This is a genomic window from Leifsonia sp. Y878 (assembly GCF_057669685.1).
Window position 1 is genome coordinate 541,785 of the sequence record NZ_JBYHFS010000002.1, and the last position, 15,013, is coordinate 556,797.

Consider the following 15,013-nt stretch of genomic DNA (forward strand, 5'->3'; position numbering starts at 1 on the left):
CGCCAGTCTGGTCCGGAGCACCAGAGAAAGCATGGGGCAACGACGAAGGGGCCGCACCAAATGGTGCGACCCCTTCGTGAAGCGTGACCCAGTCGAGCCGGACTCAGTCGAGCCGGTCTCAGTCGAGCGTGAGTGCCCTGCTGATGAGCTCTGCCTGTTCGATGGCGTGGCGCTTCGCCGATCCGGCGGCCGGTGAGGCCGAGGCCGGACGGGAGAAGACACGAACGCTACGCGGGCCAAGCTTGTTGGTCTCCACGTAGAAGAACGGCCAGGCACCCTGGTTCTCCGGCTCGTCCTGCACCCAGGCGAGTTCGGCGTTCGGGTACGTGTCGGCCACGGCCTTCAACTCGGTGGCGGGGAGCGGGTAGAACTGCTCCATGCGCACCAGCGCGATGGCCGGGTTCGGGTTCTTGTCCAGTTCATTGGCCAGGTCGTAGTAGAGCTTGCCGGACATGAACAGCACACGCTTGACAGCGGCCTTGTCAGTGATGCGGGCATCATCGATGATCGGCTCGAACTTGCCATTGGTGAAGTCGGACACGGCACTCGTCGCACCGCGCAGTCGCAGCATCGCCTTCGGCGTGAAGACGACGAGCGGACGCCGCGGACGCTGGTACGCCTGACGGCGCAGCAGGTGGAAGTACGACGCGGGTGTCGACGGGCGAGCCACTGTCATGTTGTTCTCTGCACACATCTGCAGGAAGCGCTCGATGCGGGCTGAGGAGTGGTCGGGGCCCTGGCCCTCGTAGCCGTGCGGCAGCAGCAGGACAACGGATGACCGCTGTCCCCACTTCTGCTCTGCGGATGAGATGAACTCGTCGATGATCGTCTGGGCGCCGTTGGCGAAGTCGCCGAACTGGGCTTCCCAGAGCACGAGAGCATCTGCCCGCTCAACCGAATAGCCGTACTCGAAGCCCATTGCCGCATATTCGCTGAGCAGCGTGTCGTAGATCCAGAAGCGGGCCTGGTTGTCGCTGAGGTTGGACAGCGGCAGCCATTCCTGACCGTTGACACGGTCGTGCAACACCGCGTGGCGCTGTACGAACGTGCCGCGGCGGGCATCCTGGCCGGCGAAACGCACCGGGGTGCCCTCGAGCAGCACAGAGCCGAGCGCCAGCAACTCGCCGAAACTCCAGTCGATGTTGCCGTTGCGGCTCATGTCGAGGCGCTTCTGCAACAGCTGCTGCAGCTTGGTGTGCACCGTGAAGCCAGCGGGCTTGTTGTTGAACGCGTCACCGATGAGCTGGATGACGGCCTCTTGCACTCCGGTCGTCTCCGGCTCGCCGACGGCGTCTGCAACGTGGTCGCCGTTGGCGCCGATGCCGCCGCCGACGATGCTCATTGAGCCGGTCTGGGCGGCGTGCGTCTCCATGAACGCGCGCTCCAGGCGGTCCTGGAAGTCGTGGTGTGCGGCTTCGTATTCTTCCTGGGTGATATCGCCACGGCCGACAAGCGCTTCGGTGTACAGCTTTCGTACGGAGCGCTTGGCTTCGATGAGGTTGTACATGAGCGGCTGCGTCATCGAGGGGTCGTCGCCCTCGTTGTGGCCGCGCCTGCGGTAGCAGACGAGGTCGATGACGACGTCGCGCTTGAATTCCTGACGGTAGGCGAAGGCGAGTTCCGCAACGCGCACGACAGCCTCTGGGTCATCGCCGTTCACGTGGAACACCGGTGCCTGGATCGTCTTGGCGACATCCGTTGAGTAAATCGACGTGCGAGCCTCGCCAGCAGGCGTGGTGAAGCCGACCTGGTTGTTGATGACGATGTGGATGGTGCCGCCGACGCGGTAGCCGCGCAGCTGGGACATCTGCATGGTCTCAACAACAACGCCCTGGCCTGCCATCGCCGCGTCACCGTGGACGAGGAGCGGCAGGGTGCTGTACGTACCGATGGGCTTGCGGTCCTGCTTGGCGCGCACGATGCCCTCGACGACGCCGTCAGCGGCTTCGAGGTGTGACGGGTTCGCTGCGATGGAGACCTGGATCTCTTCGCCGTTGGCGCCGCGGAAGGAACCCTCTGTGCCGAGGTGGTACTTGACGTCACCGGAACCCTGCACGCTGCGGGGGTCCTGGGTGCCTTCGAACTCACGGAAGATCTGACCGTAAGTCTTGCCCGCGATGTTGGTGAGCACGTTCAGGCGGCCACGGTGGGCCATGCCGATGACGACCCCGTCGAGACCGGTCTCTGCTGCGCCCTGAAGGATTGCATCGAGCAATGCGATGGTCGACTCGCCACCTTCGAGGCTGAAGCGCTTCTGGCCGACGTACTTGGTCTGCAGGAAGGTTTCGAACGCCTCTGCCTCGTTGAGCTTGCCCAGGATGCGCATCTGCTCATCGTGGGTTGGCTTGACGTACTTCTTCTCGATGCGTTCCTGCATCCACTTGCGCTGGGCTGGATCCTGGATGTGCATGTACTCAATGCCGATGGTGCGGCAGTACGTGTCGCGCAGCACACCGAGAATGTCGCGCAGCTGCATCTGGCGAACTTCACCGAACCCACCAGTGATGAACTCACGGTCGAGGTCCCAGAAGGTCAGGCCGTGCGTGGAGATCTCGAGGTCGGGGTGCGTGCGCTGCGCGTACTCCAACGGGTCGATGTCTGCCATCAGGTGTCCGCGAACGCGGTAGGCGTTGATGAGCTCCTGCACGCGGGCCGTCTTGTCGATGGCGGCGGCCAGGTCGACGCTGATGTCCGGTGCCCAGTGGATCGGGTCGTACGGGATGCGGATCGCAGCGAAGATGTCTTCGTAGAAGTTGTGCTTGCCGATCAGCAGCTCGTGCACGATCTTCAGGAACTCGCCGGACCCTGCTCCCTGGATGACCCTGTGGTCGTAGGTGCTGGTGAGCGTGATGGTCTTCGAGATAGCGAGGTTCGTGAGCGTCTTGATGCTCGCGCCCTGGAACTCTGCCGGGTAGTCGAGGGCGCCGGCGCCGATGATGCAGCCCTGGCCCTTCATGAGGCGCGGAACGGAGTGAACCGTTCCGATGCCACCCGGGTTGGTGAGCGAGACGGATGCGCCGGAGAAATCGTCTGCGGTGAGCTTGTTCTTGCGGGCGCGGGCGACGATGTCTTCGTATGCGGTGAGGTACTCACCGAAGCTCATCGTGTCTGCGCGCTTGATGGCGGGAACGAGCAGCGCACGGCTGCCGTCCGGCTTCGGGATGTCGATGGCGATGCCAAGGCCGACGTGTGCCGGTGCGATGACGGACGGCTTGCCGTCGACCTCGTCGTAGTACACGTTCTGGCTCGGGAACATCTTGAGAGCGCGAATCAGCGCCCAGCCGATGAGGTGGGTGAACGACACCTTGCCACCACGTGCGCGCTGCATGTGGTTGTTGATGACGATGCGGTTGTCGATCAGCAGCTTTGCCGGGATCGTGCGCACGCTGGTCGCCGTCGGAACGGTGAGGCTGACCGCCATGTTTGCGGCAAGCGACTTCGCCATGCCGCGGAGGGGAGTGGTGACGTCCTGCTTCACTTCGGCGTCGTCAGCCGGGATGACCGACTGCGGACTCGTGACAGGCGCGTCGGCGGGGACGGGCTCCGGCTTCGGAGCAACCGAGGTGGTACGCGCCGTCGGCTGCGCACCGATCACGGCGATGGGAGCCGTCGCGGGTGCAGCAGGAACTGCAGCGGCAGCAGGAGCAGCGGCAGCAGCCGCGGGCTCAGGAGGGGACGCAGCAGTGTCGCCCTGAGGGGGCGCCGCTGCGGCAGCATCCGCTGTGGGAACCCCCGTTGCGCTCTGATGGTAGCTCTCAAGAGTCGGCCACCATGACTGGTCTACCGAGTTCTTGTCAACGAGGTACCGTTCGTACATCTCGTCAACGAGCCATTCATTTGCTCCGAATTCACCTGACGTTGTTTCATCAGATGTTCCACCGGTCAACTGGCTTGACACAGCCGATCGCCCACTCTCTCCGTTGATTCAGGAAGTCTCACGCGATCACGAAATCGCTATGGTCAGTCTGCTGATCAAGCCTAATCCCATTGGGAGAAGGCTGCGGCCAACTCTCCGGGCGGCTAGCTTTATTCCCATGGAGTTCTATGGAGAGCAACCGAGTTTTGACCTGACCTACTCAGACGTGTTTCTGGTGCCAAACCATTCAGCGGTCACGAGCAGGCTCGACGTGTCCCTGGCCCCACACGACGGTACCGGCGCGACTATTCCTGTCGTCTCCGCGAACATGAACTCCGTCACCGGCCCCCGGCTGGCCGCAACGCTGGCCAGGCGAGGCGGGCTCGGCGTGTTGCCGCAGGACATGCATCTGCAGGATTTGGATGCCGCGATCCGCTGGGTGAAAGACCAATCGGTCAGGTTCGACACTCCGCTCTTCCTTGCTCCGGACGCCACTGTCGCCGACGCGCTCACCCTCGTGCCACCGATCGATGGCCAGGGCATTGTCGTTCGGGACGCTGCTGGCGCCTATCTCGGCTGCATCGTGGCCTCGCGGCTGGCCAGCGCCCCACTGGATGCAGTGCTCGGCGACCTGCTGCACGGCTCGATGACGGCGCTTGACGCCGATGACATTGAGACCCCGCGGCGTGCATTCGACCTGATGACAGAGGCCGACATTGACTTCGCTCCCGTGCTGCACCACGGCGAGATCGCCGGAACGCTCAGCCGCACGAGTGCACTGCGTTCCACCCTGTACACCCCTGCTGTCGACAGCTCTGGTCGGCTGTTGGTGGCCGCAGCCATCGGCATCAATGGCGACGTCGCCGCCAAGGCACGCGCACTCGTCGCTGCCGGAGTCGACGTGCTCGTCGTCGACACAGCCCACGGGCACCAGATCGGCATGCTGAGGGCGCTGCAGATCGTGGCAGACCTCGGGCTCGGGATCCCGATCGTGGCTGGGAACGTGGTCACAGCGGATGCCGTCGGCGACCTCGTCGACGCGGGCGCCACCATCGTCAAGGTCGGCGTCGGCCCCGGTGCCATGTGCACGACACGCATGATGACGGCCGTCGGTCGCCCGCAGTTCTCCGCCGTGCTCGAGACGGCGGCGGCTGCTCGCGAACTCGGCGCACACGTGTGGGCAGACGGGGGAGTGCGCTACCCGAGGGACGTGGCGCTCGCACTGGCCGCCGGCGCGGCATCCGTCATGATCGGTTCGTGGTTCGCCGGCACCGTCGAGGCACCAGGCACGCTCAGAGCGGATGACGACGGTCGGCTCTACAAGGAGAGCTGGGGCATGGCATCGACCAAGGCCGTGCAGGAGCGCTTCGACCGACTCGACGCCTACGAGCTGGCGCGCAAGACGCTCTTCGCCGAGGGCATCTCCAGCTCGAAGATCTACCTTGATCCGCTGCGCCCGTCTGTCGAAGACCTGCTCGACATGATCACGACCGGGGTGCGCAGTTCGTTCACGTATGCGGGCGCCACCGACATCGCGGATTTCCAGCGCACGGCACGCGTCGGGCTCCAATCGGCGGCCGGTTACGACGAGGGCAAGGCGCTTCCCGTCTCCTGGTAGCTGCACAGATGACGGGTGCGCCGAGCCGGGACGAACTACATCGCCTTCCCAGTAAACCGGGCGGCCGTGCCGGTATAGTCGTACCCACAATGGACGACCCCCCTCCTGCATCTTCATCATCATCCGCCCCCGGTCATAGACCCTCGCCCGTGAACCGTTGGGGTGAGTGCCTTGTATGAGTTGATCATGCTCGGCGTTGGTCTCCTCCTGACCATTGGCACGGGCTTATTCGTTGCCAGCGAGTTTGCGCTGGTCAACCTCGATCGCTCCGATCTGGAAGCGCGTCAAAGCCGCGGGGAAACCCGACTCGGCATGACGATCGCAGCCCTGCGGATCACGTCGACGCACCTCTCGAGCGCCCAGCTCGGCATCACGCTGACGACGCTGCTCACCGGTTACACCATGGAGCCGGCGATCAGTTCGCTGCTCGCCGGTCCGCTGACCTCGCTCGGGCTGCCGGAAGGCACGGTGGCACCGATCGCCACAACAGTGGCCATCGTGGTCGCCACGCTCGTCTCGATGATCATCGGTGAACTGGTGCCGAAGAACTTTGCGCTGGCCCTGCCGATTCAGACGGCCAAACTGGTGATCCCGTTCCAGACGGTGTTCACCACGGTCTTCAAGCCGGCGATCGTGGTGCTGAACGGCAGCGCGAATGGAATACTGCGGTCGTTCGGCATCGAGCCGAAGGAAGAACTCTCCGGCGCCCGCACCGCAGAGGAGCTCTCCTCCCTGGTGCGCCGCTCCGCGAGTGCCGGCGTCCTGGAGAAGGACACCGCCACCCTGCTGCACCGCACCCTGCGATTCTCCGAGCACACGGCATCCGACGTGATGACCCCGCGCACCCGTGTCGCGAGCATCTCGCGCAACGACTCAGCGCAGGCTGTCATCGAACTGGCGCAACAGACCGGCTACTCGCGCTTCCCCGTCGTCGATGACGGCATCGACGACGTGTCTGGCATCGTGCACATCAAGCAGGCTGTCGCGGTTCCCCGCGAGCGTCGAGCGGATGTCCCCGTGTCGGCACTGCAGTCTGACGCCATTCGCGTGCCTGAGACCATGAAGCTCGACGGCCTGCTCGGCGAACTCCGCGCCCGCGGCTACCAAATGGCCGTCGTGGTCGATGAGTACGGCGGAACGGCCGGCGTCGCCACCCTTGAGGACCTCGTTGAAGAACTGGTCGGCGAGGTGGCGGACGAGCACGACCGCGCCAAGGCCGGTGTCGTCGTGTCGACGGGATCGCTCGCCTTCCCCGGAATGCTGCGCCCTGACGAGCTCCTTGAACGCACCGGAATCGTGGTGCCAGAGGACGGCCCCTATGAAACCGTGGCCGGCTACGTCATGAGCGTTCTCGGACGGCTTCCCGTCGTCGGCGACACCGTGCGCGTCGCCACCGGTGAACTGAAGGTGGAGCGGCTTGACGGCCGACGGATCGACAGGCTGCGTTATACGCCAGACCCTGAACCAGAGGGTGAATCGCTGCCCGTTGACGAACCGCGCGGTTCAGCGCGAGAAGCCAGGGAAGCCAAAAGTGCATCACGCCGTGCCAAAGCAGAACAGACAGGGAGCGAGGTGAGTGACCGATGAGTGACTGGGCCGGACTTGCCTGGCTGGTGGTGCTGCTGCTCGGCAACGCCTTCTTCGTCGCAGCGGAATTCGCTGTGATCTCTGCTCGGCGCTCGCAGATCGAGCCGCTCGCTGAAGCGGGCAAACGCAGCGCCAAGACCGCGCTGTGGGCGATGGAACACGCGACGCTGATGCTGGCAACGAGCCAGCTGGGTATCACCATCTGCTCGCTGCTCATCCTGAACGTCTCCGAACCGGCGATTCACCACCTGCTGGAAATGCCGCTGGCGCTCACCGGCTGGTCAGAAGAGGTCATCGGGACGATTTCGTTCCTGATGGCGCTGCTCATCGTGTCGTACCTGCACGTCGTCTTCGGTGAAATGGTGCCGAAGAACCTGTCGTTCTCCGTCCCAGACAAGGCCGTGCTCATCCTCGCGACACCGCTGGTGTTCTTCGGTCGCGTCTTCAAGCCCGTGATCGTTGCACTGAACTCGACGGCCAACGGCATCTTGCGACTGTTCGGGGTGCAGCCGAAATCTGAGGCCACGAGCACGTACACGCTTGACGAGGTGGCGACCATCGTGTCGCAATCCACCAAGGAGGGTGTGCTCCAGGACAACTCTGGCGCACTGAACGCGGCATTCGAATTCACCAACCGCAAGGTGCAGGACATCGCCGTGCGTCTCGACGCCCTCATCAGCCTGCCCGAGGGCGCAACCCCCGCTGACGTCGAGAGGGCCGTCACCAAGTACGGTTTCTCCCGGTACGTCATCGAAACACCCGCGGGGGAGCCGAGCGGATACCTGCACCTGAAGGACGTCATCGACCTCGATCTCGCCGGTCCGACAGACGCAGGCCGCGCATATCTCGCGCCAGTGCCTGCCAAGCGCATCCGTCAGTTGGGGTCGATGTTCGAAGGCACCGACCTCGAGGACGCCCTGGCCACCATGCGGCAGTCGGGTGCCCACCTGGCTCGGGCATTCAACGAGGAAGGCGAGACCACCGGTGTGCTCTTCCTCGAGGACATCATCGAGGAACTCGTCGGTGAAGTTCAGGACGCCACCAGACGGCTGTAGCCAGACGGCTGTGGTCAGACTGGCGCTGGTCCAGCCGGCAATCGTCGATAACGGGCGGGAACACGTTCTTCGGAACCAATGTTCCCGCCCGTTTTCTGTGTCACCCCATGTCGTGCATTCACCGTGCCGCGTAGCGTGGAATCCAAAGAAGGAGGACTCTCATGTTTGAGAACCTGGAGGTAATTGCTGTGCTTCCGGCGGCTGACATGAACCGGGCGCTTGGCTTCTACAAGGACACGTTCGGCTTCGAGCCAGTGGAGAAGAGTGACGCTGGGATGTTGTTTCGTATGAAGGGAGGAACGGGTTTCATGCTCTACGAAACCCCGAACGCCGGCACAGCGAAGAACACGCAATTGTGTTTGATGACCGACGACCTCGACCGTGACATGGCCGAATTGCGCTCGCGCGGCGTGGTCTTCGCCGATTTTGATTTCCCGGGGCTGAAGACCGAGAACGGTGTCGCCGCTGACGACACGGAGCGAACCGCGTGGTTCAGCGACACAGAGGGCAATGTGCTCTGCATCGGGGAGCGCGTCTGAGCTGAGCCAGCTCCCAGCTCCCCACTCAGCCCTTAGTCCTCCGGCCAGCGTGCCCGAACATACTGGCCAGGCCAGTAGTTGATGTCGACACCGAGCTCATGCGCGGCGCGCAGGGGGAAATGCGGGTCGCGCAGCATCTCGCGGCCGAGCATGACGGCATCCGCTTGACCTGAGGCCACAATCTGCTCCGCCTGCGCCGAGGTGAGGATGAGGCCGACGGCGCTCACCGGCACGCCGGCCGTCTCCTTGACGAACGTGGCGAGGGGCACCTGGTAACCGGGGCTGAGGGGGATCGTCACGCCGGCGATATTGCCACCGCTTGAGATGTCGAAGAAGTCGGCTCCAGCCTCGCGTGCCCAGCCGGCCACGGTGGCGGTCTGCTGCTCGTCCCAGCCGTCCGGTGCATAGTCGGTCGCCGAGAACCGCACGAACAGCGGCATCTCATCGCCGATGGCGCTCCGTACACGTTCGACAATGCGGAGAACGAGGCGGGCACGGCCGGCCAGGTCGCCGCCGTATTCGTCGGTGCGCATGTTGCTGAGCGGGGAGAGGAACTGGTGCAGCAGGTACCCGTGCGCGGCATGGATTTCGATGATGTCGAACCCGGCATCGACAGCGCGGAGAGCGGCGGCCTCGAAGTTGTCGACGACGAGGTCGATGCCTGCGACATCAAGCGCGGTGGGGTCGTCCATGCCGGGGAACGGCACGGCTGAGGCTGACACCGTCTGCCAGCCGCCGTCCTCTTTTGGCTGGCTGCCGCGGTTGTCTGTGCCCCAGGCCGGCCAGGCGGATGCCTTTCGGCCAGCGTGCGCGAGCTGCACCCCGGCGAGCGTGCCCTGCGAGTGGATGAAGTCGACGATCGGCGCCCAGGCTTCTGCCTGTTCGGTGTTCCACAGCCCGGTGTCCTGGTCGGTGATGCGGCCGTCTGGGCTCACCGCTGTCGCTTCTGCGATGACCAGGCCCGTTCCGCCGGCGGCCATCGATCCCAGGTGCACAAGATGCCACGCGCGGGGCACACCGTCTTTCTCCATAACCGAGTACTGGCACATGGGTGCGACCCAGATTCGGTTGCGAAAGGTCACGTTGCGGATGGTGAGCGGTGCGAAGAGAACCGAGGGGGCCATGGAATTCCTTTGCTGCTGGATCGTGTGCTCCGAACAACTTATCGTGGGTGCATGGTGAACCCCGATGAACCGGCCGCAGACGACCACACCGTGGAGTGGCGAGAGTGGACCAGAGCGGATGCGGCAGCGTGGATCCGCGTTCCGACCAGCGTCGACGACAAGTACACCAGGGGAGTGCTCGGGGTCAACACCGGTTCAACCCTGTATCCGGGCGCTGCCGTGCTCGGCGTTGAGGCAGCGGCCCGCGTCGGCGTCGGCATGGTGCGGTATGTGGGGCCCGCCCGGGCCGCAGACCTCGTCCTGGCGAGGCGTCCGGAGACAGTGACGGTGGCCGGTCGCGTCCAGGCCTGGCTGCTGGGGTCTGGGATGGACGCCGCGCACCGCGACGACGCCACGACGGACGCGCTGCGAGCTGCGCTGGCAGAGGGCGTGCCATGCGTGGTCGATGCCGGTGCGCTCGACCTCGTGCCGCGGGTTCCGGCAGCGACTGCGCTTGTCGTCACGCCGCACTACCGGGAGCTGGCCGGCCTGCTCGGTCGCCACCACATCGAGGTGGCGGCGGCGGAGATTGCGGCCGATCCGGGGAACTGGGCTGTGCGGGCATCCGCTGTGTTGAATGTGACGGTGCTGCTGAAAGGCGGGACGACATACATCGCGTCTCCGAGCGGCCAGCGGCTGACGATGTCGACCGGCACTCCGTGGCTGTCGACGGCGGGAACGGGCGATGTGTTGGGCGGAATTCTCGGCGCACTCGTCGCAACACATGCCGAACGGGTGGCGGCCGACCCAGACACCCTGGCGTTCGTGGCGGCAACCGCAGCGCTGGTGCATGCCCAGGCGGCGCTCTGGGCATCCAGCGGCGGTCCGATCGCCGCACTCGACGTGGCGGAGGCAGTGCAGACGGTGGTCGCAGACCTGCTCGTCCCTTGATCCGCTGGTGGAACGAACCTTTGCCTCGAGGTGTGGGAAAGTGAGGGTGTGCACGTAGACGAGCAATCGGGACAGGAAGCCCGCCACACGCCCCAGCCAGCGCGGAGCAGGCGACGCTGGTTCGAGTACTCGACCAGTCTCTGGGCGGCGTTCGTGTTCGTGCACGTGCTGATCAGCTGGATCACGTTCATAGCCCCTGGCTGGCCGCTCGGCGACGTGGAACGGGTGTATTTCGGCTGGGCAGACGCCGCAGCATCTGGCGCCTACCTGGTGGGTATCACGACAGAGTTCGTCTACCCGATCCTCGCATTCGTGCCGATTTTCGCCTCGCTCGCGTTCGGCCCTGAGAACTATGCGCTGACCTGGCTGGTGCTCGTCTCCCTCGTCAACGCCGCCGCGTTCGCCTGGCTGCTCGGCAGCTGGCGGAAGCCCTCGCACGTGGGTGCGGCATGGTGGTGGCTCGGATTCCTGCTGCTGCTTGGTCCCATCGGGCTCACCCGCATCGACTCCATCACGGTGCCGCTCGTCGTGATGGCGCTGCTGTGGCTCCGCACCGAGCCGTTCTGGGGCGCCGTGCTCCTGACCGTGGCGACCTGGGTCAAGGTATGGCCGGCCGCCGTGCTTGCCGCGCTGTTCGTGGTTGCGCGTGACCGCTGGCGTGTACTGCTCACCGTAATCGGAACGAGCGCAGTGATCGTCGCACTCGCCCTGCTGCTCGGCAGCGGCGGAAACGTCTTCAGCTTCGTGTCGCAGCAGACCAATCGGGGCATCCAGATCGAGTCGCCAATCGGTTTCTGGTGGATGTGGCAGGCGGTCCTTGGCATTCCTGGCAGCTCGATCTACTACGACCGCGAGATTCTGACCTACCAGGTGACGGGCGCCGGAACCGAGGTGGCCAGCGCGCTGATGACTCCGGTGCTGGCGCTCGCAGCCGCCGCAGTGCTCGTGCTCGGCTGGCTGGCCATGCGGCGTGGCGCACGGCAGGACGAACTCTTCCCTCCGCTCGTGCTGGCGCTCGTGGTGACCCTGATCGCCTTCAACAAGGTGGGCTCCCCGCAATTCATCAGTTGGCTCGCCGCTCCCGTCATCCTCGGTCTGGTCCTTCGCAGCAGGTCATGGCGAACGCCGGCGATTCTCGTCGCGGTACTGGCCGCGCTCACCCAGTTCGTTTATCCCTATCTCTACTCATTCCTGCTGGCCGCTGACCCCGTGCTCGTCTTCGTACTCACCGCGCGCAATGTGCTCGAGTTCGTCGTGCTTGGCTGGGCGATTTGGCAGATCTGGACTGTGCGTCGTTCCGTACCACCCCTGAAGGAGTAATTATGTTGGTTGCATTCTCAGTCGCACCGTCCGGCACTGGCTCAGTGGATGGCTCCGTGCACGATGCCGTCGCTGCTGCCGTTCGCATCGTGCGCGACTCCGGCCTGCCGAACCACACTGATTCGATGTTCACGACAATCGAGGGGGAGTGGGACGAGGTCTTCGCCGTCATCAAAGCCGCAACGGATGCCGTTGGCGCCTATGGATCGCGGGTTTCGCTGGTACTGAAGGCCGACATCCGCCCCGGCTATACCGGTGAGATGACGGGCAAGGTCCAGCGGCTGGAAGCGGTGCTCGAGCAGGACTAGCGCTCTCGCATCACGGGTAGCCGAGGAACCACAGCAGCACGATCGCCACGGGTTGGAGCGCCATGCCGCCGATCAGCAGCGTGCGCCTGATGCGCGGCGAGCTGGAGATCGTGGGGTCGCCCAGTAGCGGTGCCAGCGGCATCAGCAGCCTGAACAGGCTCTGCTGCGGCAGGAAGACGGCCAGTAGGTATAGCCCGTAGCTGGCGCTGTATGCCAGCAACTCGACGCCGAGTCGACGCGGCCCGCTCCGGGTGAGCCACCAGACGAAGCCCCCGATCACGACGAACACCAGCAGCACGCCGATCACGCCGAGATATTTGCTCGTGAGCAGGAACCACGGGGTGAGCGGAATGAACTCCTGGCGACCGACAAAGCCTGTCCACCACGACAGTTCCGTCTCGACATAGGCACCGTCGTACCCGGTCACAGCGGATGCGATCACCGGCCACGCAAGGCCGGCCACCGAGATCACGGCCGCGGCCACGATCATCCGAATGCGCGTCGCCCACGGGAACGGCTCCTGAGTGCGGCGCCAATTGACCCAGCGCACCACGAACACAATGCCGAGCGCCAGTGCGACGGCGAGCCCGCCAGGGCGCGTGAACGCCGCAACGACGGCGAATGGGATCATCAGGAGGTATCGCTGCTTCACCATCGCCCAGAGGCTGCAGAACAACAGGAACAGGAACATGCTTTCGGCGTATGCCACCTGGAGAACGAAGGCGAGCGGCCCGAAGCTGAACAGCGCAACCGCCCACAACGCAGGCCTCGCCCCAACGCGTGACTCGACAAGCCGGTAGAGAACGTAGGCGGCGCCCGCGCCGAAGACCGTCGCGACGATCACGCCGGCAACGTAGAAGTTGAGGCCGGTCACGTTCATCAGTCCGCGGGTGACGGCGGGGAAGACGGGCAGGAATGCCCAGGCGTTGGGAACGACGTTTCCGTCGGCATCCGTCGGTAATTCTGTGGGGTAGCCGTGCAGGCCGATCTGCCGATAGAACCAGGTGTCCCAGGAACCGGAGAACGTGAAGAACGACGATTCGTCGCGGTGGCTGGCGAACATCCATCCCCTGCTGGTGGCGACGCCGTACATGGTCGCCAGCAGCGTGGTCGTGAAGAGGCGGGACAGGGCATACAAGCCCAGAACCGTGGCCCAGGCTGGCCAGCTCTGCCACGAACGCCAGGTTCGCGGGAGCAGCGCGCGTGTCGTGACCATCTCCCGATCTTTTCACACGGATGCCATGCCGGGTTCGCACGACGCTGCTGGTCGTCATTCCCATCCAACGCCCCTGTGGCCGAAACGTGGGCGAAATCCGCACAGCGCTTAGGCTGGGACGATGCCCTCCACCACCACAGGGCCGACGCGGTTGTCGCCGGCCCGCATTCGTCTTGCCCTGCTCGCACTCGCTCTCGGTGGCTTTGCCATCGGTGCGACCGAGTTCGTGGCGATGGGACTGCTGCCGAACCTCGCCGGCGACCTGCTGCCAGGCCTCTACCAGTCGAACCCTGAGGAGGCCACCGCCCAGGCCGGCTGGCTCATTTCGGCGTATGCGCTCGGCGTCGTTGTCGGCGCACCGACGATCGCAGCAGCTGCCGCGCGCTGGCCGCGCAAGCAACTGTTGCTGGTGCTCCTCACCGCATTCACCATCGGAACAATAGCTTCAGCTCTCCTGCCAAGCTTCGGGCTCATCATGGCTGCGCGATTCGTCAGCGCGCTGCCGCACGGCGCGTACTTCGGGATCGCCTCGCTCGTCGCAGCCGACCTCATGGGGCCAGGCAAGCGTGCACGCGGCGTCGCCTTCGTGTTGTCAGGACTGACGATCTCCAACGTCATCGGCGTGCCGGCGATCACCTGGCTCGGCCAGGTCGCCGGATGGCGCATCGCCTACCTGGCGGTTGCGCTGATCTTCGCGCTCACATTCCTCGCCGTCGCACTGGCCGTTCCGTTCCAGGCCGGCAACCCTGCGGCATCCATGCGCAATGAACTGCGCGCGTTCGGCCGCGCCCAGGTCTGGTTCGCGCTGTCGATCGGAGCGATCGGCTTCGGTGGCCTCTTCGCCGTCTACGCCTACATCTCGCCCATGGTGACCGAGGTCACCGGGCTGACGGCCAGCGCAGTGCCGCTCGTACTGATCGTCATCGGACTCGGCATGACCGTCGGTAACTTCGTCGGGGGATGGACAGCGGATCGCAGCGTTCGCCGCAGCATGTACAGCTTCTTCGCGGTACTGATCCTGGCCCTCGTGCTGCTCGGCTTCACCGCCCAGACCGTGGTCGGGCTCGTGGTGAGCGTGTTCCTGATCGGCGGGGCGGCATCCGCCCTGTCGCCCACGATCCAGACCAGGCTGATGGATGTCGCCCACGACAGCCAGTCGATCGCTGCAGCGCTCAACCACTCAGCACTCAATATTGGCAATGCCGTCGGTGCGTTCCTCGGCGGCGTCGTCATCTCGGCGGGCTTCGGCTATGTCGCACCAATCTGGGTGGGACTGGGCCTCAGCATCCTCGGCATCATCCTGGCGACCGCATCGTTCATGCTCGACCGGTCGCGTCGCCAGAACGGCGTTCACGTGCCGTACGGCACGCAGGGGATCCGGACGGTGAGCGGGCGCTAGCGGCAGGTATTTCGAGACGCTCGGATTTCGAGACGCTCGCTCGCGCTCGCTCCTCAACCAA

At 64.9% G+C, this 15,013-nt stretch carries 11 protein-coding genes; 8 read left to right on the forward strand and 3 right to left on the reverse strand.

Annotation, left to right across the window (positions count from 1 at the left end):
• Positions 1-118 precede the first annotated feature (118 nt).
• On the reverse strand, positions 119-3,898 hold the full coding sequence (locus tag AC25Y4_RS08700) for a multifunctional oxoglutarate decarboxylase/oxoglutarate dehydrogenase thiamine pyrophosphate-binding subunit/dihydrolipoyllysine-residue succinyltransferase subunit (RefSeq protein WP_488119994.1): 3,780 nt from the start codon (positions 3,896-3,898) through the stop codon (positions 119-121).
• A gap of 136 nt (positions 3,899-4,034) precedes the next feature.
• Between AC25Y4_RS08700 and guaB1 the strand changes: the two genes are divergently transcribed.
• The 4 genes from guaB1 (at position 4,035) to AC25Y4_RS08720 (ending at position 8,655) form a co-directional block, all read left to right on the forward strand.
• A complete protein-coding gene (gene guaB1, locus AC25Y4_RS08705; protein WP_488119995.1) occupies positions 4,035-5,474 on the forward strand; it encodes a GMP reductase in 1,440 nt (479 codons plus the stop codon).
• Positions 5,475-5,660: 186 nt separating this feature from the next.
• Positions 5,661-7,061, forward strand: coding sequence for a hemolysin family protein (locus AC25Y4_RS08710; protein WP_488120458.1), 1,401 nt, complete (start codon positions 5,661-5,663; stop codon positions 7,059-7,061).
• Complete coding sequence (locus AC25Y4_RS08715; protein ID WP_488119996.1) at positions 7,058-8,116, forward strand: hemolysin family protein; 1,059 nt, start codon at positions 7,058-7,060, stop codon at positions 8,114-8,116. The genes AC25Y4_RS08710 and AC25Y4_RS08715 overlap by 4 nt, the downstream gene beginning before the upstream one ends.
• Positions 8,117-8,277: 161 nt before the next feature.
• Positions 8,278-8,655, forward strand: a complete 378-nt coding sequence (locus tag AC25Y4_RS08720) for a VOC family protein (protein WP_488119997.1) — start codon at positions 8,278-8,280, stop codon at positions 8,653-8,655.
• Positions 8,656-8,687: 32 nt separating this feature from the next.
• Here AC25Y4_RS08720 and AC25Y4_RS08725 read toward each other — a convergent pair whose 3' ends face one another.
• On the reverse strand, positions 8,688-9,779 hold the full coding sequence (locus AC25Y4_RS08725; protein WP_488119998.1) for an NADH:flavin oxidoreductase/NADH oxidase: 1,092 nt from the start codon (positions 9,777-9,779) through the stop codon (positions 8,688-8,690).
• A gap of 51 nt (positions 9,780-9,830) precedes the next feature.
• Here AC25Y4_RS08725 and AC25Y4_RS08730 point away from each other — a divergent pair, with 51 nt between their 5' ends.
• Genes AC25Y4_RS08730 through AC25Y4_RS08740 form a run of 3 tightly spaced genes read left to right on the forward strand, consistent with a single transcriptional unit; the run spans position 9,831 to position 12,337 of the window.
• Positions 9,831-10,709: an ADP-dependent NAD(P)H-hydrate dehydratase gene (locus AC25Y4_RS08730; protein ID WP_488119999.1), complete on the forward strand. Its 879-nt coding sequence runs from the start codon at positions 9,831-9,833 to the stop codon at positions 10,707-10,709.
• Positions 10,710-10,757: 48 nt separating this feature from the next.
• Complete coding sequence (locus AC25Y4_RS08735) at positions 10,758-12,029, forward strand: glycosyltransferase 87 family protein (RefSeq protein ID WP_488120000.1); 1,272 nt, start codon at positions 10,758-10,760, stop codon at positions 12,027-12,029.
• 2 nt (positions 12,030-12,031) lie between these two features.
• Positions 12,032-12,337: a thiamine-binding protein gene (locus tag AC25Y4_RS08740; protein WP_488120001.1), complete on the forward strand. Its 306-nt coding sequence runs from the start codon at positions 12,032-12,034 to the stop codon at positions 12,335-12,337.
• Positions 12,338-12,347: 10 nt separating this feature from the next.
• On the opposite strand, the gene AC25Y4_RS08745 is transcribed toward AC25Y4_RS08740, so the two are convergent.
• Positions 12,348-13,553, reverse strand: a complete 1,206-nt coding sequence (locus AC25Y4_RS08745; RefSeq protein WP_488120002.1) for a hypothetical protein — start codon at positions 13,551-13,553, stop codon at positions 12,348-12,350.
• A 121-nt stretch (positions 13,554-13,674) separates the two neighbouring features.
• On the opposite strand from AC25Y4_RS08745, the gene AC25Y4_RS08750 reads away from it, so the two are divergent.
• Positions 13,675-14,952 (forward strand): MFS transporter, encoded by a 1,278-nt coding sequence (locus AC25Y4_RS08750; RefSeq protein ID WP_488120003.1) that lies wholly within the window; start codon positions 13,675-13,677, stop codon positions 14,950-14,952.
• The last annotated feature ends 61 nt before the right edge of the window (positions 14,953-15,013 follow it).

Excerpts from the sequence above, each read along its gene's own strand:
- guaB1 (WP_488119995.1), top strand. The coding sequence starts at position 4,035 with ATGGAGTTCTATGGAGAGCAACCGAGTTTTGACCTGACCTACTCAGAC.
- AC25Y4_RS08710 (WP_488120458.1), top strand. The coding sequence starts at position 5,661 with ATGCTCGGCGTTGGTCTCCTCCTGACCATTGGCACGGGCTTATTCGTT.
- AC25Y4_RS08715 (WP_488119996.1), top strand. The coding sequence starts at position 7,058 with ATGAGTGACTGGGCCGGACTTGCCTGGCTGGTGGTGCTGCTGCTCGGC.
- AC25Y4_RS08720 (WP_488119997.1), top strand. The coding sequence starts at position 8,278 with ATGTTTGAGAACCTGGAGGTAATTGCTGTGCTTCCGGCGGCTGACATG.
- AC25Y4_RS08725 (WP_488119998.1), bottom strand. The coding sequence starts at position 9,779 with ATGGCCCCCTCGGTTCTCTTCGCACCGCTCACCATCCGCAACGTGACC.
- AC25Y4_RS08730 (WP_488119999.1), top strand. The coding sequence starts at position 9,831 with ATGGTGAACCCCGATGAACCGGCCGCAGACGACCACACCGTGGAGTGG.
- AC25Y4_RS08740 (WP_488120001.1), top strand. The coding sequence starts at position 12,032 with ATGTTGGTTGCATTCTCAGTCGCACCGTCCGGCACTGGCTCAGTGGAT.
- AC25Y4_RS08745 (WP_488120002.1), bottom strand. The coding sequence starts at position 13,553 with ATGGTCACGACACGCGCGCTGCTCCCGCGAACCTGGCGTTCGTGGCAG.
- AC25Y4_RS08750 (WP_488120003.1), top strand. The coding sequence starts at position 13,675 with ATGCCCTCCACCACCACAGGGCCGACGCGGTTGTCGCCGGCCCGCATT.